Here is a 24876-nt window from a genome sequence, read left to right as displayed (position 1 = left end):
GATAACGCCTGTCTAGAGCGGCGCGGGCTGTTTAGGCTTTGTCTGTAAGAAAAAGCCCGACTCAAGGTCGGGCTTTGGCACCGTAGGTTCAGGCATTACATCAGCACGTGACCTTGATCCTGGATAATTGCATCGTCCAACGCCTCCAGCAGCGCCTTGCGCACCTTCAGCTTGGTCTGCTTGTGCGCGTTCATATTGATCTTCTTCAACTGCCGCGCCGCTTCCAATGCCGCCGCGTGCAATTCTTCCGGCGCCACCACCTTGTCCAGGAAGCCCGCCTGCAAGGCGCCTTGCGGGTCAAACATCTCGGCATTGATCACCGAGCGATGAAACGCCGACTTGCGCAGACGATCGCGCGCCAACTCGATACCGGCGTGGTGCATGGTCATGCCGATCGCCACTTCATTGAGGCCAATGCTGAACGGGCCCTCAACGCCAATCCGATAATCCGCCGACAGCAGCAGGAACGCCCCCTTGGCTACAGCATGCCCAGGGCACGCCACGATCACCGGAAACGGATGCGACAACAGGCGCCGCGCCAGCGTCGAACCGGACGTCACCAGGCCGATGGCCTCTTTGGGGCCGGCCGTCATCACTTTCAAATCATAACCACCCGACAGAATCCCCGGCGTGCCCGTGATGACCACCACTGCCCGATCCTGCTCCGCCTGATCCAGCGCCGCATTGAACGCACTGACCACTGCCGGAGAAATGGCATTCACTTTGCCATTGCTCAGGGTCAGGGTCGCGATACCGTCTTCGAGGTGGTAGGCAATCAACTCACTCATGACGCGGTTCCTTATAGGGCTTGTTATGGAAGAATGCAGCAGACGTTACCCAGCGCGCCCGCGCGGGTAAAGCGCCGTGACTGACTGCCCAGTCAGGCTTTTGCTTCACAGCCGGCAGCAGAGCGCCTGAAGCAGGGCACAATAGCCAGCGTAGACCATCCCGATCCATGCCCGAGATTGGCGCAATCACCATCGCCCGCAGACCCTGTTCCGGCATAACCGTCTAACCGCATGAAAATTCTGAAAAAAACCTTTGCCATCAGAAAGGCTTTCGACTACATTAGCGCGCCTCGACAGACTGAACTGGTTTGCCGAGATACGGTGAAGTGTCCGAGTGGCTTAAGGAGCACGCCTGGAAAGTGTGTATACAAGAAATTGTATCGAGAGTTCGAATCTCTCCTTCACCGCCACATTGTTACGAAAAAGCCCCGTTTTACGGGGCTTTTTTGTGCCTGCTGGTTTTGTCCCGCCATCTGCCCCCATCCGGACTCTGTAGCGCTTTATCCAGGCATACAGGCGCTATGCGTCGACACACCCGGGCGAGCCGCTACATCAGCAGCTCCTGTCTCAGCGGTGCGACGCTTTGGATCGTCTTCGCCAATACCGCACCCCTGCCGCCAGGGACACCAGCGCTACCACCGCGAGGAAGATCGGCAGGCGATAGGGCTTCAGGTCGCCAAAGAAATGCTGCAATGCTTCGCCGGCCCAATAGCCGGCGCCGACGAACAGGGTGGCCCAGATTGCCGCACTTGGCACATTGATCAGGGCAAACTTCCAAGGCGATAGTCCACTGGCACCGATCACGATGGGCCCCACCAGGCGCATGCCGTAGAGAAAGCGCACGCTGAATACCGAGGTCGTCGGATAGCGATGGATAAGGTTCTCTACCCGTTTGATGGCTGACTGGTGACGCTTGAGTTTGGGCAGCAGGCGCTGCCCGGAATAACGTCCGGTCCAAAATAGCAGTTGATCGCCGAGTATCCCGCCTGCAGTGGCCCACCCGATCACCTGCAGCACTTGCAAAGTGCCCTGGTGCGCAGCCATTCCGCTCAGGATAAGAACGGTCTCGCCTTCGAGCAGGCAGCCCAGGAAGATTACCCAGTAGCCGTAGCCAGCGATCAGCGCATTTAGATCAAGATGTTCGAGCACGGCGTATTCCTTGTCGCTTGGCACGGAAAGGCCGCGCCGGATTCTTCGCGTTTCCTTTGAGGTATCCGCCAGCAAAAGGTTTCGACAATGTGGCCAGTGCTTCTGGCCGCCGTTCTATTCGGTCATACGGGAGGGGGGATGAATGCGCGCGTTCATGGCCGTTGGATGCCTGCTGCGGATTAGACAGCAGGCACCAGGGCAGGGAAAATATAGGTAGGCAAACGTGGGTGGTGAGCGTTACTAAAACGGTACTTAGCGAGCAATCATCCCGGCAGCTTGTTCTGTCGCTTCAGTGGTACGCGTTGCCAGCTTGCGAACTTCGTCTGCAACGACCGCGAAGCCACGACCCGCTTCGCCCGCGCGCGCAGCTTCAATCGCCGCGTTCAGTGCCAGCAGATTTGTCTGGTTCGCAATGCTCTGAATCGTCCCGACGATCTGTGACAATTGAGCGATGTTGTCCTCAAGCGTCCGCTGGTGCTTAACCTCTTTGTGTCGTAACGCCTCCTGCTCATGCTGCAAGTGGACATCCACAAGGGCACCTACTACCCGAAGCGGTGAGCCGCTGGAGTCGCGCCGGGTCTGACCTCGCGCTCTGAACCACCGATACTCACCGCTCTTCATCTTCAGGCGATACTCGATATCAAAGGGCGTTTTACCTGATCGGTCGTTCAGGTGCGCACCAAATGCGTTGAGGCTTTGTTCCTTATCATCCGGGTGTAGCCGGGATGCCCAGCTGTCCAAAACGTCCGGGAACTCCTCCACCGTTTCAAATCCAAGCAGTCGCCGGAACTGGGGAGACCACCAGAAAGGGTTCTTTGGATTGACCGGGTCTCCCGCGATGACTTCCATATCCCACAAACCGTCCGAGAGCATCTCCCTGGCCAGTTCAAATCGGGTGATGATGACGTCGTGCTCCTGGTCTCGCTCAAGCTGATCATGGATATCACGCAGTGAACCCGCGACGCGTAGAGGCATCCCCCGATCATCCCGTAAGGTTTCTCCCTGGGCATAGAACCAACGGTAGGAACCGTCCTTCATCGCGAGGCGATTTTTTACCTTATACGGCGTGTGCCCGGACTTATCGTTTAGATGGCGGGCAAAAGCGTCAAGCGTGGCTTGCTTGTCCTGTGGATGCAGGCGGTCAGCCCAACTGGCTAACACATTTGGGAAATCGCGCTCATCTTTGAACCCCAGAAGGTTTCGCAGTTGCTGAGACCACCAAAAGCGATTTTTGGGATTCACCGGGTCGCCGGCGACGACCTCCATATCCCAGAGCCCTTCGCTGGAGGCGCGGTTCACAAGATCAAATCGGACCTCGTGGGCATGCGCGGACAACGCAGCTTCGCGAAGCAGCTCACGGGCTGCCTCCAATTCCTGCTCAAGCGCATGTAGACGGGACTGGGCGTCGCGATCGAGGGAGTCAAAAGCTTTCCAGGCATCAAGCACGGCAGCGCGTTCAGCACACCCGTCTACTTGTGGCGGTACCCGGCGGGTGATTGCAGCCACCAATTGTTGAATAGCGCGACGATCACGGCGCATTTTGAAGAAATTAATCATGAAGATTGGACTCGTAGATGTTGCGGGCCCGATCCATGGCACCTTGCCATCTATATCGTCATGAGCAAAAAAAACTGTACAGGATTTTTGATTTGTACATGATCTGATGAGCGTGCCCTGGAGATCGGTGGTCCTTAACGCTCCAGGCGTGCGGCGGTCGCTTGAAAAGTAAACAAGCCCCTGATACTGCGAAGAATCAGGGGCTTCGTTATTTCTGCGATCTGAAAATCCGGCGATTCAGGTCAGGCGCAAGGCATGTCCATCCGCCGCCCTATGACGTCCAGCAAATCGCATCCATCGCGCAATGGTATTGAGCACAGCAGTGCGAAATCGCTGAGTACGACAGCATCGCTGCTGATGTCACTGCGTAGTGCGAGGTTCTCAAGGACCTGGGTAACGGCGCGAAGTCGATAGGTTGCAGCGTCGAGAAGTATTTCCAGCGGCGCGGTGGTGTCGACAAAGAGGGCAGGGGTGGCGCTGTCGTTGTTGGTGAGGGCTATGTAGTGGTTCATATGTGCAACTCCGGTTGTCAGAGGAAAGCAGCCACACATTTGTCGCCAAACAAAAGGGTGGCAGCTGTACGCAGGTTGGCGAACCGGGACAATCGGAAAACCGGCAGACCCGAAGGTCTCCCGCGCACAGCTACCGTCGAGCAGCTTATTGCGCGTAGAAGCATCCCGCAAATATGCTGGGACACTTCTGTCGATTTATCGTCGAGTCGCCAAACCCGGTCACCCTATGAGTGACCGGGTGACTATAGGCAGGGTGATTTTCAAGCGGGAGCCCCGCATTTCTGCAAGGCGTGTAGGACGTTGCCCAAACCCGCACAGCGTAAGAACTGGTTCAGGATTGAGCGTCAGCGAGACGGGCGTAACGGATACCGAGGTTCATGGGCCATCCTCTGGCGTCAGGCCCATGAAACCTCGCTTGCCAGGCTCAGCGCTCTGGCAACCTGATACTTATTGCGCGGTTTTCAACTTGATCACATCACCGGAGATCTTGGTGGTGTAGCCATTGAGGACCCAGGCCCAGAACCATTTTTCCTGGATTTGGGTGTTGATCATCGCGTCGCCGCCTTTGGCCTTGATGGCTGCATCCTGAGCGCGCACGAAGCGGCTGTTCTGGCCGATCGGGATAACGCCCAGCAGCATGATGCCGGTGGCGCTGGCTTCGCTGTGGCCGAGCACGGTGTATTGGCTGGCGTCGTATTGCTGGGTTTTCATGGCGGTGCCGGTGCAACCTGCCAGGGTGAGACCAAGAACGGCTGCTGCAACTACTTTGCTGACGTACTTCACAAGAAACTCCATGGACTGAATCTCGAGATCCAATTCTCGAGGCGCGACACTTTAATCGCTCAGGTGGCGGATTGAAATCAGCGCGCCCAGGTTTCATTTTATGGCGACAATCAGGCGGCCATCGGGGGCAAGCCCCAATGCCAGTCAGTCAAGCGCAGATCCCCTGTGGGAGGGGGCTTGCCCCCGATAGCGGTGGGTCAACCAAAATCAATGTTTGCTGGGCCGACGTCTTCGGGGGCAAGCCCCCTCCCACATTTGCCCGCGCTCGGTCAGAGGTGCAGCCACGCCAGGCCGCCGAGTACCACGGCCACACCGCCGGCCGTGTACGCCATGCGCTTGAGCCATTCCTTGCGCGTGAGCAAGGTAATTGCCGCCAGTGAGATCGCGATCTGAATCGCCGTCATCGCCTGGGCCCAGCGATGGTGCTGGTGCAGCGCTTGTTCGGATTTGCGGTCCCATTCCAGGGAGGTGGCTTCAAGCTTCTCGGCTTGTTTGCGCACCTCTTCCTTCTGGCTTTTATAGCGCTGGATTTCATCGTTGTAGTGGGCGGCATCCACGCCGGGAATATGCGTGGCCAGCTCCGCCAGGTTCTGGCGGCTGGATTTGGCCTGGTAGTAATTCCACTGGTTGGCGGCTTCGGTCTTGATGATCGCAGCGTTGTTCTTGTCCATCGCCGCCTCGCTTTCACTGGAGCCGGCCTGGTAGCTGAGCATGGCGCCAACGGTGGCCATGATGGCCGTCATCACCGCGATACGGCTGGCGAAGGTGTCGCCCCGGCCGTGGGCCTGTTCGGTGGTGTGTTCGAGGTGCTTTTCGTGGGGGCTGGGGACTTCGAAGGCTTCGGACATGGCGGCGTCTACGAGGGAGCAGAGGGAGCCTGATTCTTCACCAGTGCGGCTGTCTCAAGCCTGTCGATAACGCCGGATCAGGTGCCCATACACCGCAATATTGATCAACAGCACCAGCGCGCCCAGCCCTAGCTGGATCTGCGGCGTGAGCCCGGCCGGGTAGATCAGCGCGAGGAGGTAATGTTCGATGAAGCCTGCGCCATAACCGTCTTGCCCGGCCAAATGGCGCAACAGGTTTTCCCAGCGGGTGAGCGGGCAGGGCAGGTGAAACACCTCGACGGCAACGCCCCAGGCGGCTGCGGGCAGGTGCAGCCAGATCAGCGGTCGCCATTTGAGCGCCAACAGGCCACCGAACAACACAAACAGGATGAAGCATAAATGGAACAGCACCAGGCTGTCGGCGGCTAAACGGTAGAGCATGCTTGGGTTCGCTTTGAGGGCGTCGAAGGCGCGGGCTTTGGAGATGAAGTTATAACTCAAGTTGACAGGCGTTTATGCCAACGGCCCTGGCGATTTTTTCCCGCGTGGTTCGACGTGGTTTGGTGACCGCTTCTTGCTGGGCGAATGCCGATTGTGAAATGCCCAGGCGCTTGGCAACTTCATCCTGGGTGAGGTTCAAGTGCTCGCGCCAGGCCCGTATGGGTGTCGCTCCATCTACCAGGCGGCTGACGACAGCGTGAGGAATCAGGTTCGGGTCCTTTTACCGGGCCAGATAATGTTCATAGGGGATCACCACAAAGGCTGGCTTGCCCTCGATATTGTGGATGATCTGTACGGCAGTAGGGTCGTTAGTCACGTTTCTTGACCTCTTGAATGCTGACCCCATGGATGTCGCCGTCGCAGTCGAAAAGGACGCGATAATTACCCACCCACAACCGATAGCCGTGTGGATGGTTAACCAACGCTTTGACGTTGACTGCATCGGGCATGCGCTCAAGCGCTGATACCGCATTGCGTACCTGTTGCTGAGGGTAGGTATGCAGCCGAAGCAGTTGTTTGACCGATTTGCGGGTCCAGTGGATCGAATTCATTGGAGGGTAATAAGTCTTTTATAAGGTTTGCAAGGTGCATTGTTAGATCACGGTCGAAAGCTGATCGCTATTCGCTCACAAACTCTAGACAGACGCCGCGCACGCCTGCAGGTAAAACTGTTGCGTGGTATGAATGACCTATCGAGGTTTCACCGAGGTTGCTCGCAGGCAGCCGGGCCCGCTATTGTGCTGAATCCTTTAGTCTTCCCCCAGGGTTTCTGTTGTGATGAACGCACCGCGTACCGCTGTCCCGATCAAGGCTGTGATTTTCGACATGGACGGGTTGTTGCTGGATACCGAAGGCATCTACACCGAAGTCACGCAAATTATTGCCGAACGCTACGGCCGCACCTATGACTGGAGCATCAAGCAGCACATCATCGGGCGCGGTGCACAGGACCTGGCCGACTATGTCGTCAAGGCGCTGGACCTGCCGATCACACCAGCTGAGTTTCTAGAGATTCGCGAGCCGCTGATGAGCGAGCGTTTCCCCAAGGCCCTGGGCATGCCCGGCGCCGAGGCGTTGGTGCGGCATTTAAAAGCGCATAACATTCCGATTGCCGTGGGCACCAGTTCGTCGCGCAATTCGTTCGGCCACAAGACGACGTTGCACCGTGAATGGTTTGGCCTGTTCGACACCATCGTCACTGCCGACGACCCGGAGGTCGGCGCCGCCAAGCCCGCGCCGGATATCTTCCTCACCGCCGCGCGCCGCCTGGGCGTGGCGCCTGAGGATTGCCTGGTGTTCGAGGACTCGCCGTTCGGCGTGACGGCGGCGAAAGCGGCGCACATGACCGCCATCGCCGTGCCCGATGAAGCCATGGCTGACAGTAAATATCAGCATGCCGACCAGATCATCCGCAAACTGGCGGATTTCGATCTGGCGGCCTATGGCTTGCCACCCATGGCCTGATTCAACATCGGTCTGAAACTGTGGGAGGGGACTTGCCAGTCAGTTAAGCGTACACCGCCCTCTCGTAGGAGCGAGCAAGCTCGCTCCTTCAGACGGCATTAGGGCAAGCCCCCTCCCACATTTGGTTTGTAGTTCTGCAATAAACTATGCGCTGAACCCCCCATCGATGGTCAGGCTGGCACCGGTGATATAGCCCGCTTCCGGCCCGGCAAGATAGGCCACAAAACTGGCAATCTCCTCGACATGGCCATAGCGCCCCACCGCCATCAACCCGATCAAACTCTCGGCGAACTCACTGTTCGCCGGGTTCATGTCCGTGTCCACCGGCCCTGGCTGCACGTTGTTGATGGTAATCCCCCGTGGTCCCAGGTCTCGTGCCAAACCCTTGGTCAAACCCACCAGCGCCGCCTTGCTCATCGCGTAGGGGCCACCGCCGCCAAATGGCATGCGCTCGGCGTTGGTGCTGCCGATATTGATCACACGGCCACCTTCGCTCATATGCTTGGCGGCTTCCTGGGTGGCAATAAAGACGCTGCGCACGTTGATCGCCAGGGTCTGGTCGAAGTCTTCCAGCTTGAAGTCCGCCAGCGGAGCGATAGCCAGCACGCCGGCGTTGTTCACCAGGATATCCAGGCGCCCGAAGGCCTCGACGGTGGCGTTGACCGCAGTGCGAATCGCCGCGGCATCGGCACTGTCGGCCTGAATCGCCAGGGCTTTGCCGCCTGCGCTGATCACGCTGTCCTGCAAGGCTTGCGCCTTGTCGGCCGAGCTGACGTAGGTAAAGGCAACGGCAGCGCCCTGCGCGGCCAGGCGCTTGACGATGGCGGCGCCGATGCCGCGGGAACCGCCTTGAACCAAGGCGACTTTGCCAGTGAGGGTTGCTGTAGTCATGTCGATCTCCAAGTAGTTGATGAGCCGAGTATCGGCCTCACACGACCAGGCCGGTAGAGCGAGATTGCTATAGTCTGTGTAAACCAAAAGTTTAGAGTGGTGGTTCATGGAGAGCTTTGGCAGTATCGAATGCTTTGTGCGTAGCGCCGAGGGCGGTAGCTTCGCAGAGGCTGCACGACACCTCAGCCTGACGCCGGCGGCAGTCGGCAAAAGCGTGGCCAAGCTGGAAGCACGCCTGGGCGTCAGGCTGTTCCAGCGCAGCACCCGACGCCTGACCCTGACCGAAGCCGGCAAGCTGTTCCTGGGCGAAGTCAGCGGTAGCCTCACCACGATTCAGAACGCCGTGGCCAATCTGGCCAGCGCCGAGGGGCGCCCGGCGGGCACGCTGAAGGTCAGCATGGGCACGGTATTCGGCAATCGGTATGTGGTGCCGTTGCTGGGTGAATTCATGCGGCGCTTTCCGGCGATCAGCCCGGATTGGCACTTCGATAACCGCCAGGTGGACTTGATCGGCCAGGGCTTCGACGCCGCCATTGGCGGTGGCTTTGAACTGCCCCAGGGCGTAGTGGCGCGCACATTGACCCCGGCGCACCGGGTGCTGGTGGCGTCGCCGGCTTATCTGGCGCAACACCCCGCAGTGCGTGCGCCCGAGGATTTGTCGCGTTGCCACGGCATCCTGATACGTTCGCCGCAGACAGGCCGGGTGCGTTCATGGCAACTGACCCACCGCGAGCGCGAGCACAGCCCGCTGCTGCTCAAGCCCGCCATGACCATGAGTGATTCCGAAGCCGCCTGCTGCGCCAGCGCCCAGGGCCTGGGCATTGCGCTGGTCAGCCTGCCGATGGCCGTGCCGTTCCTCGACAGCGGTGCGGTGGTGCGGGTGTTGCCGGACTGGTATGTGGATGACGGCAATATCTGCATCTACTATGCCGAACACAAGTTGCTGCCCGGCAAGACCCGGGCGTTTGTGGATTTTGTGATTGAGCAGTTTGCCGAGCAGCAATTGGGCCGCAGATTCAGTGCGGTCGCAAAGTAAACAGAGTTCCAAGTGTGGGAGGGGCTTGATCTTCAGTGGCCGAACTTGCCGGGCCAGCCCAGGATTTTCTTCGGCCTTGGCGTCGCATAGGTCCTGACCTTGGACGTCGACAACCCCAACCGCACCAGCGACTCGGCGATCGTCACCGCCGCCGTCACCCCATCCACCACCGGCACCCCGGTGCGCTGGCGAATCTGCTCGTCCAGCCCGGCCATGCCGCCGCAGCCCAGGCAGATCACTTCTGCCTTGTCCTCAAGGATGGCCAGTTCCGCCTGGCGCACGATCGCTTCCATGGCCGCCACTGGGTCTTCTTCCAACGCCAGCACCGCCATGCCGCTGGCCCGCACCGAGGCGCAGCGCTGGTACAGGCCGGCGAGTTTCAGGCGGTCTTCGATCAGCGGTACCGTGCGGTCCAGGGTGGTCACCACCGAGTAGGCATGGCCCAGGAACATTGCCGTGCTGGCCGCAGCCTCGGTGATATCCACCACCGGCACGTTGAGCAGCTCCTGCAAGCCTTCGCGGCCATGCTCGCCGTAGCCGGCCTGGATCACTGCATCAAATGGCTGGTCGTAGGCCATTACGCGGTCCATGACCGCGATGGCGGCCAGGTAGCTTTCAAAATTGCCCTCCACCGACTCGGCGCCGAAGTAGGGGGTCAGCCCCACAATCTCGGTGCCCGGCGAGGCCACGCTTCTGGCCTGCTCAGCGATGGTCTGGGTAATGGATTCGGTGGTGTTGACGTTGACCACGAGGATGCGCATGGAAAGTCCTTGTTTAATGACTGACGTTATCGACGGCAATGCTTTCGCCGCTGACGTCGGCGTAGAACGGCTGACGCTTGGCGATCAGCAGGTACAGCAACCCTGCAATACCGGCGCCAAACAGCCAGGAGAACGGCGAGACGCTGGCAAACCCGGGCAACAGTGCCAGCAGGATGGCAATCACCGCTGCCGGCACGAACGCCGCTACCGCGCGCAGGTTCACGCCCCGGCTGTAGTAATAAACCCCCTGCGCGTCTTCGCTGTACAGTTGCGGCACATCCACCTGGCTTTTGCGGATCAGCCAGTAGTCGACCATGATCACCCCATACAACGGCCCCAGCAGTGCGCCCAGCCCGGAAAGGAAATACACGATCACCAACGGGCTGTTGTAGAGGTTCCACGGCAAGATCAACACCGCCACGGTGGCGCTGATCAACCCGGCGCGACGGAAGTTCAGGTACTTGGGCGCCAGGTTGCTCAGTACAAACGCCGGGGCGACGAAATTGGCCATGATGTTCACCGCCACCGTGACGATCAGGAAGGCCAGGCAGCCGAGCACAAGGAAGAAAGTATTGGGAATGGCGGCGATGATTTCGGTCGGGCTTTCGATCACGCGGCCATTGAGCTGGAACTGCCCGCCGCACAGCAGCACGGTGATGGCGGCGAACACCAGGATATTCACCGGCAGGCCCCAGAAGTTACCCACCAGGATCGTCCTGCGGCAGGGCGAGGAGCGCGCGAAGTCGCAGAAGTTAAGGATGAGCGTGCCGTAGATCGCCAACCACAGTGCGCCTCCGGCAAAGATATTGCGCCACATCTCACCGCCGCTCAGTGGCTCGCGTATCGACCAGGCAATGTGGCCGCCTGCCTGGAAGTACATCCAGCCGGCGAGCGAGGCCACGGTGAGCAGAATCACCGGTCCGGCGAATCCTTCATAGCGACGTACCATTTCCATGCCATAGGCCAGGATCACCAATTGCACCAGCCAGATCGCCACGAAACACGCCCAGCCGAGCGATGACAGGCCAAGAATCGAGTTGTGATCATAGTCGGCAAACCCTGGATGAATCGCCGTGAGCAGCACGCGAAACACCACCGAGGCCAGGTAGGTCTGGATACCGAACCAGGCAATCGCAATCACCGCACGGATCAGCGCCGGAATCTGTGCGCCGTGTATACCGAAGCTGATACGGCTGATCACCGGGAACGGCACGCCGGTCTTCTGGCCCATGTACCCCGACAGGTTCATGAAGAAATACACCAGTGCCGCCCCTATCCCCAGGGACAGCAGAATCTGCCAACCGCCCAGGCCCAATGCATACAGGCCGATGGCGAATGAATAGTTGGCGATGTTGTGCACATCATTGGTCCACAGCGCAAAGATGCTGTAGCGCCCCCAGCGACGACCTTCGGCCTTGGTCGGCGCCAGGTCCTTGTTGTGCAGGCGTGGGCTGAGAACCAGCGGGCCGGGGCGGGCGGCCTCGGGATTCAGAGCGGAGGAGGGCAGATCCAATGCGACGTGATGGGAGAGGCTTGTACGCATTCCGGCGGGCTCCAGCACATCCGCAGCAGTGCTGAAGATGGCAAAGTGTATGTAGGTTTTGTATTTATTGTATACAAAGCGTAAATACTCCTAAGCCACATGCGTGCCAGTTTTCGATCTATGAAACTAGAAGCTAATTTCTTTTTTATTGGCTGTTTAAATAACTGGCTGAATTTAAAGCGATATAAATTGACCGTTCGAACAGCTATTTATTTTCTTGAGGATGGGGAGCGATCTGGGAGGGCGAAAAATTTTAGAAAGGAAGTGTTACGTTTTGGTGCGCTTAAAACTAGATTGCACACATAAATGGCACCGATGGTTACAGGCGTGTGTACATTTGAAGTGCTAACGCGAACCCAATGTGGGAGGGGGCTTGCCCCCGATTGCGGTGTGTCAGTTAAAAATATGTTGACTGACACTCCCTCATCGGGGGCAAGCCCCCTCCCACACAAGCCCCCTCCCACAGTCTTTACCGCGTCAACTTCACGCCTTGCTGATGATATTCCCCGCGTGCAGCCCGCACTCCTTCTGCGTGGCTTCTTCCCACCACCAGCGGCCTTCACGCTCGTGCTGGTTGGGCAATACCGGGCGGGTGCAGGGCTCGCAGCCGATGCTGATAAAGCCGCGCTCGTGCAGGCTGTTATAGGGCAGTTCAAGCATGCGGATGTAACCCCAGACTTCCTCACTGGTCATCTGCGCCAGCGGGTTGAACTTGTACAGGGTACGTTCTGGGGTAGAGAACGCCGTATCGATTTCCAGCGCGGCCACCTGACTACGGGTGCCCGGGCTCTGGTCGCGGCGCTGGCCGGTGGCCCAGGCGCGCACGCCTGCGAGTTTGCGGCGCAACGGTTCGATCTTGCGGATGCCGCAGCACTCGCCATGACCGTCCTTATAGAAGCTGAACAGGCCTTTCTCCTTGACGAAGGGTTCCAGCTTGCTCTGGTCCGGCGAGATCAGTTCGATGTCGATCTTGTAGAAGTCACGCACCTGTTCGATAAACCGATAGGTTTCCGGGTGCAGGCGGCCGGTGTCGAGGCTGAACACCTTGACGTTCTTGTTCAGCTTCCAGGCCATGTCCACCAGCACCACATCTTCGGCGCCGCTGAAGGAAATCCACAGGTCGTCACCGAACTGGCTGAACGCCAGCTTGAGAATGTCCTGGGCGGACTTGTTGGCATAGGTCGTGGCGAGTTCAACGACGTCGAAGGCTTGGTTCATCAGGACGGTTCCTACAGGTCAGTGGCGCTGAGCGCTCTATAGGCGGCGATGGTATCAAAATCCGCCCTGCGTTGCGGCGGCGTGCGTGAGTCGCTAGAGTTCGGCAGTCCTTTTGCTCGCTCAACTTGAATAATACGAACGGAGTGTCTTGTGGAAATTGCCTGTCTCGACCTGGAAGGGGTACTGGTTCCGGAAATCTGGATCGCCTTCGCCGAAAAAACCGGTATTGAATCCCTGCGCGCCACCACCCGTGACATTCCCGACTACGACGTATTGATGAAGCAGCGCCTGCGCATCCTCGATGAGCACGGGCTCAAGCTTGCCGATATCCAGGCAGTGATCGCGACACTCAAGCCACTGGAGGGCGCCATCGAGTTCGTCAACTGGCTGCGCGAACGCTTCCAGGTGGTGATTCTCTCCGACACGTTCTACGAGTTCTCCCAGCCGCTGATGCGCCAGCTGGGCTTCCCGACATTGCTTTGCCACCGCCTGATTACCGATGAAAGCGACCGGGTGGTCGGCTACCAGTTGCGCCAGAAAGACCCCAAGCGCCAGTCGGTGCTGGCGTTCAAGACACTCTACTATCGGGTGATCGCTGCGGGTGACTCCTATAACGACACCACAATGCTGGGTGAGGCTGATCGTGGAATTCTGTTCCATGCGCCAGAGAATGTGATTCGTGAATTCCCGCAGTTTCCGGCCGTGCACACGTTTGAGGACTTGAAGCGGGAGTTTATCAAGGCGTCGAATCGGCAGTTGAGCCTGTAAATTATCCGGCGCGGCTGATGGCCTCATCGGGAGCAAGCCCCCTCCCACATGAGCCTCCCAGCCTGCGCCTAAATGCCTGCCAGCAATCGTTCGTAAGGAATACACAATCCCTCATGCAGGCGTCTGATCATTGCCAGGCTCAGTTTGCGCTTGCCGTTCAGAACTTCTGAAACTCGCCCGCTCGGGCCGATAAAGGGCTCAAGATCGCGGGCGGTCAAGCCCATTTGTTCCATGCGGAATTTGATCGCTTCTACTGGATCCGAAGGCGGCATTGGAAAATGTTCCGCCTCGTATTTCTCGATGAGAACGGCGAGAATTTCCAGTTCGTCACCTTCGGGGCTGCCGGTGGCCGCTCCCCAAATCTGCTCGACGCGCGCGAGCGCAGCGGCCAGGTCTTCCTGAGAATGAATAGGTTTGATGTTCATCACACGGTCTGCGCGTTATTTTCCTTATCTCCCATTTTGGGAGGTTGTGGGGCGAAGTGGCCGAAGATGCAATTCCTGAAACAAATCCTGACGATTGAGCAGTCGCATATGTGATCCTTCACAGACGGCCGGTGGGCGGTGGAAGACGGAAGCTATCGCGCAGCTCACCGTCGGTCCACAACCGTTCTGATTCAGGGTTTTTCGTGGCGAAGTCGCTGCCTTGCGCGGCAGGAATGGCCTGGTTCTAGAGCGCTTCCAGGGTGTGTAACAACACCCGTACCTTGGTCAGCGACTCTTGATATTCCGCCTCCCACTGCGAGTCCGCCACGATCCCGCCGCCGCCCCAGCAGCACACCTGTGCGTCCTTGACCAGCAAGCTGCGGATGGCAATGGAGCTGTCCATTTCGCCGCGCACGTCCAGGTACATCAGCGAGCCGCAGTACAAGCCACGTCGGGTCGGTTCCAGTTCGTCGATGATCTGCATGGCGCGGATCTTCGGCGCACCGGTGATGGAGCCGCCGGGGAAGCTGCCTTTGATGAGGTCGAGGGCATCCTTATCGTCGGCCAGTGTGCCGGTGACGCTGCTCACCAGGTGGTGCACGTTGGGGTAGCTTTCCAGGCTGAACAGCTCCGGTACGGTTACCGAGCCGATACGGCAACTGCGGCCGAGGTCGTTGCGCAGCAGGTCGACGATCATCAGGTTTTCCGCGCGATCCTTGGGGCTGGCCAACAGTTCGTTGGCGTGCGCCGCGTCAGCCTGCGGTGTCAGGCCACGGGGGCGGGTGCCTTTGATCGGGCGGGTTTCGACATGGCGCTCGCTGATACGCACGAAACGCTCGGGCGACAGACTCAATACCGCACCGTGATCCGGGAGGCTCTGGAATCCGGAGAACGGCGTCGGGCACGCTTGGCGCAATGCACAGTAAGCCACCCATGGATCACCGGCGCACGGCGCGCGAAAACGCTGGGCAAAGTTGACCTGATAACAGTCACCGGCCTGGATGTAGTCCTGGATGCGCACGATGGCCTGGCGGTACGCCTCGGCCGTGAGGTCCGGCGCCATCGGGCCTTGCAGCGTGAAGCTGGCCGTTGACTCAGTGAACGGCCGACTGAACAAGGCAATCAGGCGCTGCCGCTCACTGTCGACCAGTGTGGGATGAAACACCAGTTGGCTGGTCTGCGTCTGGTGATCACTGATCAGCGCCCAGGCGTACAGGCCCAAGCGCGCGTCCGGCAGGTGCAAGTCGTCCACCGCCAAGTGGGGCATGTGTTCCAGGTGTCGGCCGAAGTCGTAACTCAGGTAGCCGATCAAACCACCGGCAAAGGGCAGCTCTACACCGGCGGGCAGTGCCGCGTCGCCCAAGTGCGTCAGGCTTTCGCGCAAGCGTTGCAGGAAATTGCCGCCGCTCTCCTCAGGCTCAACCGCCAGGGTCGCCTCGGGCCAGGCGCTGAGCAGGTCATAGCGGCCACGCTCGGCAGCCGGTCGACCGCTGTCGAGCAGCACCGCGCCAGGGGCATGACGAATCGCCGCAAAGTAGTGGGCGGGGTTGGCCCGATAGGGCAGCGGATGTACGGAACAAGTCGACATGCGGGGTGGATCAGCCAGTGGCGCGGGGGGGAAGGAATTGTAGTCCCCTGTAGGATTTGCTCCTAGAGGGGATGTCGGGGATAGACAGTTTGAAGACCGGATCAGCCTTCCACCGGCGGAATATGGCCGAACATTTCCTGTACGAACTTGACCCGCTCTTCCACGGTTTCCGTCACGCCGGCGGCTTTCAGTTCTTCCAGCCGCGCCTCCACCGCATGGGTGCGCAGGGTCAGGCCGCAGTCGTTGGCAATCTGGATATTCAGCCCCGGCCGCGCATTCAGCTCCAGGATCAGCGGGCCTTTTTCCTGGTCCAGTACCATGTCCACGCCGATATAGCCCAGGCCGCACAGCTCATAACAGCCGGCCGCCAACTTCATGAAGCCGTCCCAGTTGGGCAGTTGCACGCCATCCACCGCATTGGTGGTATCGGGGTGTTTGGTGATGATGTTGTTCAGCCAGGTGCCACGCAGGGTCAGGCCGGTGGCGAGGTCCACGCCCACGCCAATCGCGCCCTGGTGCAGGTTGGCCTTGCCACCGGACTGACGGGTCGGCAAGCGCAGCATCGCCATCACCGGGTACCCCATCAGCACAATGATGCGGATATCCGGCACGCCTTCGTAGCTGATGCTCTTGAAGATCTGGTCGGGCACCACGCGGTATTCGATCAAGGCGCGGTCGCGGTGGCCGCCCAGGGAGTACAGGCCGGTCAGGATGCTGGAAATCTGATGCTCGATTTCTTCATGGCTGATGATCTTGCCGGACACCGTGCGATAGCGCCCTTCAAAACGGTCTGCCACCACCAGGATGCCATCGCCGCCCGCGCCCTGGGCGGGCTTGATCACGAAGTCGCTGCGCCCGCCAATAATGTCGTCGAGCCTGTCGATTTCCTTCTCGGTGGAGATCACCCCGTACATCTCCGGCACGTGGATGCCGGCCGCCAGGGCCCGCTCCTTGGTGATGATCTTGTCATCCACGATCGGGTACAGGCTGCGCTTGTTGTACTTGAGCACGTAGTCGGCGTTACGCCGGTTGATGCCCATGATCCCGCGTGCCTCCAGGGCTTTCCAGGTCTTCCAGAAGCCGAACATTACGAGTCAGCCTTCAGGAACGCCTTGAAACGTACCAGTTCGGTCAGGCGATAACCGCGATAACGCCCCATGGCCAGCATGAAACCTACCAGGATCAGCAGGATCGCCGGGAAGGTGAACACGAAGTAGATCAGCTCCGGCACGCTCATGATGATGTGCGCCAGGGAGGCCGCGAACAGCGTGCCGATCGCCACTTTCAGCGCATGGTTGGCGCCGCGCTCTTCCCAGGTGATCGACAGGCGTTCGATGGTCATGGTCAGGATCACCATCGGGAACAGCGCCACCGACAGGCCTCGCTCCAGGCCCAGCTTGTGGCTGAACAGGCTGATGGCGGCAATCAGCACCACCACGAAGGTCAGCACCACCGACAGCCGTGGCAGCATCTGCAGCTTCAGGTGCTCCAGGTAGGACCTGAGCGACAGCCCCAGCGCTGTAATAATGGTAAACAGCACAATGCCGAAGCCCAGTTGCGTCTCGCGAAATGCCAGGGCAATCAGTACCGGGGTGAAGGTGCCAAGGGTCTGCAGGCCGATCAGGTTGCGCAGGATCAGGATCACCAGCACGCCAATCGGGATCATCACCATGATCATGAACGTCTGTTGGGTTTGCAGCGGCAGGCCGTACAGCGAGTATTCGAGAAAGTTGGCGTCGGTGTTTTCGTCGGTCAGCTTGGCCAGGCGAATCGCGTTCATCTCGCTGTTGTTCAGGCTGAAGGTGACCATGGCTTTCTTGCCACCATCGACCGTGATCAGGTTTTCATCGCCGGTCCACCACAGCAGGCGGTCGGCGGGCAGGCCTTGTTCACCGGTTTCCGGGTTGAAGTACAGCCAGTCGTTGCCGTTGAAGCTGCGCAACCACAGTTCAGGCGATTGCGGCTGGTCGGCGACGAGGCGGATGGTGTGGACTTTTTCCACCGGAACATGAGCGATGGACAGCAGCAATTCGACGATCTTGGCCTTGTGCGACGTCGACGGGTCGCCCGCCAGCAGCAGCTTCACGTTGTCGTCGTTGAGGTTGTTGGTGCGCTTGATGGCTTCGGTGATAAAGGTTTCGACGTCTGCCGAGTGCTGGCGAATCGGCGCGAGCAAGGCTTCGGCGGCAATTTTTTCCGGGCCTTCCACGGCGATGCTGTCGCGAAAGGTCGGGCCCTTGATCTTGACCTTTTCACCGCTGTAGCGCTTGGTCAGCACCAGACGGTAATACAGCGTCTGGTTGCCCTTGGCGCGGCGCGCCGACCACGTGACCTTGCGGTTGCCGTCGGCGCGGTTGACGCTCACCCCGTAGTTGTTCGAGATAAAACTCTCATTGAGGCTGACGAAGTCGCGGCTCAACGGCGGCACGAACATCGAAATCTTCACCGGGTCCTTGGGACTGGCGACGAACTCGACCTTGGCGTCGATGTTCCACAAGTCGTCGGTGGCGTCCTCGGTGACAGGGATGCCCAGCACGAAGATCTGGTAGGCGGTGACCGAAATACCCAGCACCACCAGAATGGTGATCAGGATTTTCAGGTGCAGGGTCAGAGAGCGCATTCGGTTTACTCGGCGGTATGAGCGTCGGCGGCGCAGGCAGGTTTGCCTGCTGCATATTTAAGGCTGGGGTCGATCAGCGCGTCAAAGCGCTTGAGCGCTTCGGAGCCGATCAGCAGCGGATATTGGAAGGTGCTGCGGTCAGTCAAGTTCACTTCGATGCTGCGTAAAGCGCCGCCCATGCAGATATCCAGGGCAATCACCGGACGAGCGGTGTACTTCTTGTCCTCATCGGGATCGTAATCATCGGCGCGGCGCTTGATTTTGCTGACGCGGGCCAGGGGACGTTCGATGGGATGGGAGTGGGCGGTATCGATGGCCAGGTAGAAACGTACCCAGGATTCGCCGTTGCGCTTGAAGCGTTTGATATCGCGCGCACTCAGCGAGGCAGTCTTGGCGCCCGTGTCGAGTTTTGCCGCGACTTCCAGGTCGATGCCCGCCAGCTTGGCGTATTCGTTCAGGCCATACACCGTCTTCTCGGCGGCAACGCCAAGGCTCGGTATGGACAATAGGCATAACAGTAGGGGGAAGGGCTTGAGTCTCATAATTCCTGAGGCGATGCAGTGCGAAATTCAAGGCGACTGGCATTACTGCGCAAGCTCCCTCGTGCGCCATTTCATCTGGAGATGTCAGGCAAAAGCGGCGGGCATTCTAACATGATGCTTTTTTGGCGCCAGCGCTGGCAGGCGGCCATGCTCGTCAATGTCAAAGGAGGTTATTAGACGATTGTCGACAATGTGGATTTATTCTTTGACTAAGTAGTGGGTATTAGCTAGTTTTTGCCACATTGCTTTTAGAGGTGTCGACAATATGCTGGGTCAACCGGAATTTCCGCCGGCGCTGTCGGATGAATCCCAAACTATGTCGGAAAACGTCTTCCGGCGCATCCAGGCCGCCATCGTCAAGGGCGAGATCGCCCCCGGCACGAAGATTTCCGAACCGGAGCTGGCGCGCACCTATGGCATCAGCCGTGGCCCGCTGCGCGAGGCGATTCACCGTCTGGAAGGCCAGCGCCTGCTGGTGCGGGTGCCCCATGTCGGCGCACGGGTGGTGTCATTGAGTCACGCCGAGCTGATCGAGCTGTATGAAATCCGCGAGTCATTGGAAGGCATGGCTTGCCGGCTGGCGGCCGAGCGCATGACCGACGCGGAAATCGAAGAACTGCGCCAGGTATTGCACACCCATGAACGGGATGCCGCGTTTCAGGCCGGTGTCGGCTATTACCAGCAGGAAGGTGACTTCGATTTTCATTACCGGATCATTCAAGGTGCCGGTAACCGCACCCTGACCCAGATGCTCTGTGGTGAGCTGTACCAATTGGTGCGCATGTACCGCATCCAGTTTTCCACCACCCCCAATCGTCCACGTCAGGCCTTTGCCGAGCATCACCGCATTCTTGACGCGATTGCCGATCGCGACGGTGAACTGGCCGAACTGTTGATGCGTCGGCATATCGGCGCTTCGAAACGCAACATCGCCCGTCACTTTCCGGACGGCGCTCCCCAATAAATAGAGGTGAGTCATGAGTTCCACGAACAAGAGCACCCCAGGCCAGCGTTTTCGTGACGCGGTCGCCAGTGAACAGCCGCTGCAGGTGGTTGGCGCAATCAACGCCAACCACGCCTTGCTGGCCAAGCGCGCCGGCTTCAAAGCCATCTATCTGTCAGGCGGTGGCGTGGCCGCCGGCTCCCTGGGCGTTCCGGACCTGGGCATCACCGGCCTGGATGATGTGCTGACCGATGTACGCCGTATCACCGATGTGTGCGACCTGCCGCTGCTGGTGGACGTGGACACCGGTTTCGGCTCCTCGGCGTTCAACGTGGCGCGCACCGTCAAGTCGATGATCAAGTTTGGCGCCGCCGCCATCCACATCGAAGACCAGGTCGGCGCCAAGCGCTGCGGCCATCGCCCCAACAAGGAGATTGTGTCCCAGCAGGAAATGGTCGACCGCATCAAGGCCGCCGTGGACGCGCGCACCGATGACAGCTTCGTGATCATGGCCCGCACCGACGCCCTGGCCGTGGAGGGTTTGGAGTCCGCCCTGGAACGCGCCGCCGCCTGCATCGAGGCCGGCGCCGACATGGTGTTCCCGGAAGCCATTACCGAACTTGAGATGTACAAGCTGTTCGCCTCGCGGGTCAAGGCACCGCTCCTGGCCAACATCACCGAATTCGGCGCGACCCCGCTGTACACCACCGAACAGTTGAAATCTGCCGATGTTTCCATCGTGCTGTACCCGCTCTCGGCCTTCCGCGCCATGAACAAGGCCGCCGAGAATGTGTACACCGCGATCCGTCGCGACGGTACGCAACAGAACGTGATCGACACCATGCAAACCCGCATGGAGCTATACGATCGTATCGACTACCACACCTTCGAGCACAAGCTCGACGCGCTGTTTGCCGCGAAGAAGTAACGGCTATCCGCTTAACTGCTATAGGAGCGAGCTTGCTCGCGAAAATCGTCAACGATAACGCGGGAAACTTGAAGATACGCGGTGAATGTGCGGTCTTCGCGAGCAAGAACCAGGCGTCCCCCTCGCTCCTACAGTGATAAATACAAAAATGGGAGAAGAACCATGGCTGAAGCAAAAGTATTGAGCGGTGCCGGCCTGCGTGGCCAGGTGGCCGGGCAGACCGCACTGTCGACCGTGGGCCAGGCCGGTGCCGGCTTGACCTATCGCGGCTATGACGTGCGTGAACTGGCCGCCGATGCGCAATTTGAAGAAGTCGCTTACCTGCTGCTGTACGGCGAACTGCCGACCCGCACCGAACTGGCTGCCTACAGCGCCAGGCTGGGCAAGCTGCGCGACTTGCCGCAAGCGTTGAAGGAAGTGCTCGAACGCATTCCCGCCGACGCCCACCCGATGGACGTGATGCGCACCGGTTGTTCGTTCCTGGGCAATATCGAACCGGAAAAAGACTTCAGCGTGCAGCATGACGTCACCGACCGCCTGCTCGCCGCGTTCCCGGCGATCATGTGCTACTGGTACCGCTTCAGCCACGATGGCGAGCGCATCGATTGCGTCACCGACGAGCCGAGCATCGGCGGGCACTTCCTGCACCTGCTGCATGGCAAGAAGCCGAGCGAGCTGCATGTCAAAGTGATGAACGTGTCGCTGATCCTCTACGCCGAACACGAATTCAACGCCTCGACCTTCACCGCCCGGGTGTGTGCTTCGACCCTGTCCGACCTGTATTCCTGCGTCACCGCCGCCATCGGTTCCCTGCGCGGCCCGCTTCACGGCGGTGCCAACGAAGCGGCGATGGAGATGATCGAGCGTTTCGGATCGGCCGAAGAAGCCGTCGAAGGCACCCTCGGCATGCTGGCGCGCAAGGACAAGATCATGGGTTTTGGCCACGCGATCTACAAGGACAGCGACCCGCGTAACGAAGTGATCAAGGGCTGGTCGAAAAAACTTGCGGACGAGGTGGGCGACACGGTGTTGTTCCCGGTGTCCGAAGCCATCGACAAGACCATGTGGGACCAGAAGAAGCTGTTCCCCAACGCCGATTTCTACCATGCCTCGGCGTACCACTTCATGGGCATTCCCACCAAGCTGTTCACGCCGATTTTCGTCTGCTCGCGGCTCACCGGCTGGGCGGCGCACGTGTTCGAGCAGCGCGCCAATAACCGCATCATCCGTCCCAGCGCCGAGTACATCGGCGTTGAGCAGCGCAAGTTCGTGCCAATCGAACGTCGCTGAATGAGAGGACCGACGGGCCCGGGATTGGAATGCGATCAAAGTGTGGGAGGGGGCAAGCCCCCTCCCACATTTGGATTGCATTTCAATTTTCCGACCGGCGTAGGTCTTCCTTTTGCAATCACCGTGACCGAGTCCTGACGATGAACACTGAATTTCGCAAACCGCTCCCCGGCAGCCGCCTGGATTTCTTCGACGCCCGTGCGGCTGTCGAGGCAATCAGCGCTGGCGCCTACGCCACCTTGCCTTATACCTCACGCGTACTCGCGGAAAACCTGGTGCGCCGCTGCGACCCGGCCACCCTCAACGCGTCCCTGAGCCAACTGATCGAACGCCGGCGTGACCTCGATTTCCCCTGGTTCCCGGCCCGCGTGGTCTGCCATGACATCCTTGGCCAGACCGCGCTGGTGGATCTGGCCGGCCTGCGCGACGCCATTGCCCTGCAAGGCGGCGATCCGGCGCAGGTCAACCCGGTGGTGCCCACCCAGTTGATCGTCGACCATTCCCTGGCCGTCGAAGCCGGTGGTGCCGACCCTCAGGCGTTCGAAAAAAACCGCGCCATCGAAGACCGCCGCAACGAAGATCGCTTCCACTTTATCGAGTGGACCAAGAAGGCCTTCAAGAACGTCGATGTGATCCCACCCGGCAACGGCATCATGCACCAGATCAACCTGGAGAAAATGTCGCCGGTGATTCAGGTACGCGACGGCGTGGCGTTTCCCGACACGTGCGTGGGCACCGACAGCCACACCCCGCATGTGGATGCCCTGGGCGTGATCGCCATCGGCGTCGGTGGCCTTGAAGCCGAAAGCGTGATGCTTGGGCGTGCTTCGTGGATGCGCCTGCCCGAAAGCGTCGGCGTGGAGTTGACCGGCAAGCTGCAGCCGGGTATCACCGCCACCGATATGGTGCTGGCGCTGACCGAGTTCCTGCGCCAACAGAAGGTCGTCGGCGCCTGGTTGGAGTTCTTCGGTGAAGGGGCATCGGCGCTGACCCTGGGCGACCGTGCGACGATTTCCAACATGGCTCCGGAATACGGCGCCACGGCGGCAATGTTCTACATCGACCAGCAGACCATCGCCTACCTGAAACTCACTGGCCGAGAAGACGAACAAGTCGCCCTGGTAGAACAATACGCGCGCCACACCGGCCTGTGGGCCGATGATCTCAAGGGCGCGCAATACGAGCGTGGCCTGACATTCGATCTCTCCAGCGTTGTGCGCAACATGGCCGGTCCGAGCAATCCGCACGCCCGTGTCGCCACCCGCGACCTGGCGTCAAAAGGCATCAGCGGCCAGTGGGACGAAGTGCCAGGGCAAATGCCCGACGGCGCGGTGATCATCGCCGCTATCACCAGTTGCACCAACACCAGTAACCCGCGCAACGTGATCGCCGCCGGCCTGCTGGCGCGTAACGCCAACAGGCTCGGGCTGACGCGCAAGCCGTGGGTCAAGTCGTCCCTGGCGCCGGGATCGAAAACCGTGGCCATGTACCTGGAAGAAGCAGGCCTGGGGCATGAGCTGGAAACACTCGGGTTTGGCGTGGTGGCCTTTGCCTGCACCACCTGCAACGGCATGTCCGGCGCGCTCGACCCGCTGATCCAGCAGGAAATCATCGACCGCGACCTGTACGCCACTGCCGTGCTGTCGGGCAACCGCAACTTCGATGGGCGTATTCACCCGTACGCCAAGCAAGCCTTCCTCGCTTCACCGCCGCTGGTAGTGGCCTATGCGATTGCCGGCACCATCCGGTTCGATATCGAGAAAGACGTGCTCGGGCTCGACGCCGACGGCAAGGAAATCCGCCTGCAGGACATCTGGCCAAGCGACGAAGAAATCGACGCGGTGGTCAAGGCGTCGGTCAAGCCGGAGCAGTTTCGCGCGGTGTACATCCCGATGTTCGCGATTCACGAAGATACCGGTCCCAAAGTCGCCCCGCTGTACGACTGGCGCCCGCAAAGCACCTATATCCGCCGCCCGCCGTATTGGGAAGGCGCATTGGCCGGTGCGCGTCCGCTCAAGGGCATGCGCCCGCTGGCGGTGCTGCCGGACAACATCACCACCGATCACCTGTCGCCGTCCAACGCGATCATGCCGGACAGTGCCGCCGGCGAGTACCTGGCGAAAATGGGCCTGCCGGAAGTTGACTTCAACTCCTACGCGACGCACCGCGGCGATCACCTGACCGCGCAACGCGCGACCTTCGCCAACCCGAAACTGTTTAACGAAATGGTGCAGGAAAACGGCAAGGTCAAGCAGGGCTCCCTGGCGCGTATCGAGCCCGAAGGCAAGGTCACGCGGATGTGGGAAGCCATCGAAACCTACATGGAACGCAAGCAGCCGCTGATCATTATCGCCGGTGCCGACTACGGCCAGGGCTCGTCCCGCGACTGGGCGGCCAAGGGCGTGCGCCTGGCCGGGGTGGAAGCGATCGCCGCCGAGGGTTTCGAGCGTATCCACCGCACCAACCTGGTCGGCATGGGCGTATTGCCCCTGGAGTTCCTGCCGGGTACCGACCGCCACACACTCATGATCGACGGCAGCGAAACCTATGACGTGGTCGGCGAACGCACGCCGCGCGCGCAACTGACCCTGGTGATCAATCGCAAGCATGGCGAGCGTGTCGAGGTGCCGGTCACCTGTCGCCTGGACACCGCTGAAGAAGTGTCAATCTACGAGGCGGGCGGCGTGTTGCAACGTTTTGCCCAGGACTTCCTGGAATCGGCGGCGACCGCCTGAAGAGGAT

23 protein-coding genes, 1 tRNA gene and 3 pseudogenes are annotated in these 24876 nt (G+C 59.9%); 8 read left to right on the top strand and 19 right to left on the bottom strand.

The window, feature by feature from the left end; all coding sequences use genetic code 11:
• Positions 1 to 95: 95 nt before the first annotated feature.
• Complete coding sequence (locus tag BFQ04_RS05090) at positions 96 to 788, bottom strand: crotonase/enoyl-CoA hydratase family protein (RefSeq protein ID WP_065895451.1); 693 nt, start codon at positions 786 to 788, stop codon at positions 96 to 98.
• A gap of 320 nt (positions 789 to 1108) precedes the next feature.
• On the opposite strand from BFQ04_RS05090, the gene BFQ04_RS05085 reads away from it, so the two are divergent.
• Positions 1109 to 1198 (top strand) — tRNA-Ser (locus tag BFQ04_RS05085).
• Between the two features lie 157 nt (positions 1199 to 1355).
• Here BFQ04_RS05085 and BFQ04_RS05080 read toward each other — a convergent pair.
• From BFQ04_RS05080 to BFQ04_RS05050, 9 genes and pseudogenes are all read right to left on the bottom strand, one after another.
• Positions 1356 to 1937, bottom strand: a complete 582-nt coding sequence (locus BFQ04_RS05080; protein ID WP_065949883.1) for a DedA family protein — start codon at positions 1935 to 1937, stop codon at positions 1356 to 1358.
• Between the two features lie 261 nt (positions 1938 to 2198).
• A pseudogene (locus tag BFQ04_RS30295) lies at positions 2199 to 2423 on the bottom strand (methyl-accepting chemotaxis protein); the annotation flags it as partial.
• 48 nt (positions 2424 to 2471) lie between these two features.
• Positions 2472 to 3203: pseudogene (locus BFQ04_RS30290) on the bottom strand (PAS domain-containing protein); the annotation flags it as partial.
• A gap of 533 nt (positions 3204 to 3736) precedes the next feature.
• On the bottom strand, positions 3737 to 4006 hold the full coding sequence (locus BFQ04_RS05070) for a short-chain dehydrogenase (protein WP_065949856.1): 270 nt from the start codon (positions 4004 to 4006) through the stop codon (positions 3737 to 3739).
• 447 nt (positions 4007 to 4453) lie between these two features.
• Positions 4454 to 4789 (bottom strand): hypothetical protein, encoded by a 336-nt coding sequence (locus tag BFQ04_RS05065; RefSeq protein WP_057721162.1) that lies wholly within the window; start codon positions 4787 to 4789, stop codon positions 4454 to 4456.
• Between the two features lie 269 nt (positions 4790 to 5058).
• Positions 5059 to 5637, bottom strand: a complete 579-nt coding sequence (locus BFQ04_RS05060) for a DUF4337 domain-containing protein (protein ID WP_065949855.1) — start codon at positions 5635 to 5637, stop codon at positions 5059 to 5061.
• Positions 5638 to 5691: 54 nt separating this feature from the next.
• Positions 5692 to 6057, bottom strand: coding sequence for a DUF2784 domain-containing protein (locus BFQ04_RS05055; RefSeq protein WP_065949882.1), 366 nt, complete (start codon positions 6055 to 6057; stop codon positions 5692 to 5694).
• A gap of 49 nt (positions 6058 to 6106) precedes the next feature.
• Positions 6107 to 6463 (bottom strand): annotated as a pseudogene (locus tag BFQ04_RS28280) (helix-turn-helix domain-containing protein).
• Positions 6426 to 6668, bottom strand: coding sequence for a type II toxin-antitoxin system RelE family toxin (locus BFQ04_RS05050; RefSeq protein WP_065949854.1), 243 nt, complete (start codon positions 6666 to 6668; stop codon positions 6426 to 6428). The pseudogene BFQ04_RS28280 and the gene BFQ04_RS05050 overlap by 38 nt, the downstream one beginning before the upstream one ends.
• A 226-nt stretch (positions 6669 to 6894) precedes the next feature.
• Between BFQ04_RS05050 and BFQ04_RS05045 the strand changes: the two genes are divergently transcribed.
• Positions 6895 to 7581 (top strand): HAD-IA family hydrolase, encoded by a 687-nt coding sequence (locus tag BFQ04_RS05045; protein ID WP_065949853.1) that lies wholly within the window; start codon positions 6895 to 6897, stop codon positions 7579 to 7581.
• A 144-nt stretch (positions 7582 to 7725) separates the two neighbouring features.
• Here BFQ04_RS05045 and BFQ04_RS05040 read toward each other — a convergent pair whose 3' ends face one another.
• Positions 7726 to 8472: a 3-oxoacyl-ACP reductase family protein gene (locus BFQ04_RS05040; protein ID WP_065949852.1), complete on the bottom strand. Its 747-nt coding sequence runs from the start codon at positions 8470 to 8472 to the stop codon at positions 7726 to 7728.
• Between the two features lie 106 nt (positions 8473 to 8578).
• On the opposite strand from BFQ04_RS05040, the gene BFQ04_RS05035 reads away from it, so the two are divergent.
• Complete coding sequence (locus tag BFQ04_RS05035; RefSeq protein ID WP_065949851.1) at positions 8579 to 9508, top strand: LysR family transcriptional regulator; 930 nt, start codon at positions 8579 to 8581, stop codon at positions 9506 to 9508.
• Positions 9509 to 9540: 32 nt separating this feature from the next.
• Here the strand turns inward: BFQ04_RS05035 and BFQ04_RS05030 are convergent, their stop codons facing one another.
• The 3 genes from BFQ04_RS05030 to BFQ04_RS05020 form a co-directional block, all read right to left on the bottom strand.
• Entirely contained in the window at positions 9541 to 10269 is a 729-nt protein-coding gene (locus BFQ04_RS05030; RefSeq protein ID WP_065949850.1) for an aspartate/glutamate racemase family protein, read from the bottom strand.
• 13 nt (positions 10270 to 10282) lie between these two features.
• Positions 10283 to 11812 carry an NCS1 family nucleobase:cation symporter-1 gene (locus tag BFQ04_RS05025; protein WP_065949849.1) on the bottom strand — a complete coding sequence of 510 codons (1530 nt, stop codon included), beginning with the start codon at positions 11810 to 11812 and terminating at the stop codon, positions 10283 to 10285.
• Between the two features lie 483 nt (positions 11813 to 12295).
• Positions 12296 to 13030: a phosphoadenylyl-sulfate reductase gene (locus tag BFQ04_RS05020; protein ID WP_065949848.1), complete on the bottom strand. Its 735-nt coding sequence runs from the start codon at positions 13028 to 13030 to the stop codon at positions 12296 to 12298.
• A gap of 150 nt (positions 13031 to 13180) precedes the next feature.
• Between BFQ04_RS05020 and thrH the strand changes: the two genes are divergently transcribed.
• On the top strand, positions 13181 to 13798 hold the full coding sequence (thrH, locus tag BFQ04_RS05015) for a bifunctional phosphoserine phosphatase/homoserine phosphotransferase ThrH (protein WP_065949847.1): 618 nt from the start codon (positions 13181 to 13183) through the stop codon (positions 13796 to 13798).
• 68 nt (positions 13799 to 13866) lie between these two features.
• Here the strand turns inward: thrH and BFQ04_RS05010 are convergent, their stop codons facing one another.
• The 5 genes from BFQ04_RS05010 to BFQ04_RS04990 form a co-directional block, all read right to left on the bottom strand.
• Positions 13867 to 14223, bottom strand: a complete 357-nt coding sequence (locus BFQ04_RS05010) for a helix-turn-helix domain-containing protein (protein ID WP_065949846.1) — start codon at positions 14221 to 14223, stop codon at positions 13867 to 13869.
• Positions 14224 to 14467: 244 nt separating this feature from the next.
• Entirely contained in the window at positions 14468 to 15811 is a 1344-nt protein-coding gene (gene pabB, locus BFQ04_RS05005; RefSeq protein ID WP_065949845.1) for an aminodeoxychorismate synthase component I, read from the bottom strand.
• 101 nt (positions 15812 to 15912) lie between these two features.
• Complete coding sequence (locus BFQ04_RS05000; protein WP_065949844.1) at positions 15913 to 16899, bottom strand: alpha-L-glutamate ligase-like protein; 987 nt, start codon at positions 16897 to 16899, stop codon at positions 15913 to 15915.
• On the bottom strand, positions 16899 to 18431 hold the full coding sequence (locus BFQ04_RS04995; protein ID WP_065949843.1) for an osmotic stress tolerance membrane protein RloB: 1533 nt from the start codon (positions 18429 to 18431) through the stop codon (positions 16899 to 16901). Before BFQ04_RS04995 ends, BFQ04_RS05000 begins: the two co-directional genes overlap by 1 nt.
• Positions 18432 to 18436: 5 nt before the next feature.
• Complete coding sequence (locus BFQ04_RS04990; protein WP_065949842.1) at positions 18437 to 18973, bottom strand: retropepsin-like aspartic peptidase RloA; 537 nt, start codon at positions 18971 to 18973, stop codon at positions 18437 to 18439.
• A gap of 265 nt (positions 18974 to 19238) precedes the next feature.
• On the opposite strand from BFQ04_RS04990, the gene BFQ04_RS04985 reads away from it, so the two are divergent.
• The 4 genes from BFQ04_RS04985 to acnD all read left to right on the top strand — a co-directional run bounded on the left by BFQ04_RS04985 (position 19239) and on the right by acnD (position 24869).
• Positions 19239 to 19937 carry a GntR family transcriptional regulator gene (locus tag BFQ04_RS04985; protein WP_065949841.1) on the top strand — a complete coding sequence of 233 codons (699 nt, stop codon included), beginning with the start codon at positions 19239 to 19241 and terminating at the stop codon, positions 19935 to 19937.
• A 13-nt stretch (positions 19938 to 19950) separates the two neighbouring features.
• On the top strand, positions 19951 to 20844 hold the full coding sequence (prpB, locus tag BFQ04_RS04980; protein WP_065949840.1) for a methylisocitrate lyase: 894 nt from the start codon (positions 19951 to 19953) through the stop codon (positions 20842 to 20844).
• A 162-nt stretch (positions 20845 to 21006) separates the two neighbouring features.
• On the top strand, positions 21007 to 22134 hold the full coding sequence (gene prpC, locus BFQ04_RS04975) for a bifunctional 2-methylcitrate synthase/citrate synthase (RefSeq protein ID WP_065949839.1): 1128 nt from the start codon (positions 21007 to 21009) through the stop codon (positions 22132 to 22134).
• 140 nt (positions 22135 to 22274) lie between these two features.
• Positions 22275 to 24869, top strand: coding sequence for a Fe/S-dependent 2-methylisocitrate dehydratase AcnD (gene acnD / locus BFQ04_RS04970; RefSeq protein ID WP_065949838.1), 2595 nt, complete (start codon positions 22275 to 22277; stop codon positions 24867 to 24869).
• The last annotated feature ends 7 nt before the right edge of the window (positions 24870 to 24876 follow it).

Origin of the sequence: Pseudomonas sp. 37 R 15, assembly GCF_900004865.1 — a bacterium.
In the GTDB taxonomy this organism is placed as follows: Bacteria; Pseudomonadota; Gammaproteobacteria; order Pseudomonadales; family Pseudomonadaceae; genus Aquipseudomonas; species Aquipseudomonas fluorescens_AM.
This window is presented reverse-complemented; position numbering and strand designations above follow the sequence as displayed.

What these genes read in the sequence shown, in the direction of transcription:
- BFQ04_RS05090 (WP_065895451.1), bottom strand. Translation starts at nt 788, where the DNA reads ATGAGTGAGTTGATTGCCTACCACCTCGAAGACGGTATCGCGACCCTG.
- BFQ04_RS05070 (WP_065949856.1), bottom strand. Translation starts at nt 4,006, where the DNA reads ATGAACCACTACATAGCCCTCACCAACAACGACAGCGCCACCCCTGCC.
- BFQ04_RS05060 (WP_065949855.1), bottom strand. Translation starts at nt 5,637, where the DNA reads ATGTCCGAAGCCTTCGAAGTCCCCAGCCCCCACGAAAAGCACCTCGAA.
- BFQ04_RS05055 (WP_065949882.1), bottom strand. Translation starts at nt 6,057, where the DNA reads ATGCTCTACCGTTTAGCCGCCGACAGCCTGGTGCTGTTCCATTTATGC.
- BFQ04_RS05050 (WP_065949854.1), bottom strand. Translation starts at nt 6,668, where the DNA reads ATGAATTCGATCCACTGGACCCGCAAATCGGTCAAACAACTGCTTCGG.
- BFQ04_RS05045 (WP_065949853.1), top strand. Translation starts at nt 6,895, where the DNA reads ATGAACGCACCGCGTACCGCTGTCCCGATCAAGGCTGTGATTTTCGAC.
- BFQ04_RS05040 (WP_065949852.1), bottom strand. Translation starts at nt 8,472, where the DNA reads ATGACTACAGCAACCCTCACTGGCAAAGTCGCCTTGGTTCAAGGCGGT.
- BFQ04_RS05035 (WP_065949851.1), top strand. Translation starts at nt 8,579, where the DNA reads ATGGAGAGCTTTGGCAGTATCGAATGCTTTGTGCGTAGCGCCGAGGGC.
- BFQ04_RS05030 (WP_065949850.1), bottom strand. Translation starts at nt 10,269, where the DNA reads ATGCGCATCCTCGTGGTCAACGTCAACACCACCGAATCCATTACCCAG.
- BFQ04_RS05025 (WP_065949849.1), bottom strand. Translation starts at nt 11,812, where the DNA reads ATGCGTACAAGCCTCTCCCATCACGTCGCATTGGATCTGCCCTCCTCC.
- BFQ04_RS05020 (WP_065949848.1), bottom strand. Translation starts at nt 13,030, where the DNA reads ATGAACCAAGCCTTCGACGTCGTTGAACTCGCCACGACCTATGCCAAC.
- BFQ04_RS05010 (WP_065949846.1), bottom strand. Translation starts at nt 14,223, where the DNA reads ATGAACATCAAACCTATTCATTCTCAGGAAGACCTGGCCGCTGCGCTC.
- pabB (WP_065949845.1), bottom strand. Translation starts at nt 15,811, where the DNA reads ATGTCGACTTGTTCCGTACATCCGCTGCCCTATCGGGCCAACCCCGCC.
- BFQ04_RS05000 (WP_065949844.1), bottom strand. Translation starts at nt 16,899, where the DNA reads ATGTTCGGCTTCTGGAAGACCTGGAAAGCCCTGGAGGCACGCGGGATC.
- BFQ04_RS04995 (WP_065949843.1), bottom strand. Translation starts at nt 18,431, where the DNA reads ATGCGCTCTCTGACCCTGCACCTGAAAATCCTGATCACCATTCTGGTG.
- BFQ04_RS04990 (WP_065949842.1), bottom strand. Translation starts at nt 18,973, where the DNA reads ATGAGACTCAAGCCCTTCCCCCTACTGTTATGCCTATTGTCCATACCG.
- BFQ04_RS04985 (WP_065949841.1), top strand. Translation starts at nt 19,239, where the DNA reads ATGCTGGGTCAACCGGAATTTCCGCCGGCGCTGTCGGATGAATCCCAA.
- prpB (WP_065949840.1), top strand. Translation starts at nt 19,951, where the DNA reads ATGAGTTCCACGAACAAGAGCACCCCAGGCCAGCGTTTTCGTGACGCG.
- prpC (WP_065949839.1), top strand. Translation starts at nt 21,007, where the DNA reads ATGGCTGAAGCAAAAGTATTGAGCGGTGCCGGCCTGCGTGGCCAGGTG.
- acnD (WP_065949838.1), top strand. Translation starts at nt 22,275, where the DNA reads ATGAACACTGAATTTCGCAAACCGCTCCCCGGCAGCCGCCTGGATTTC.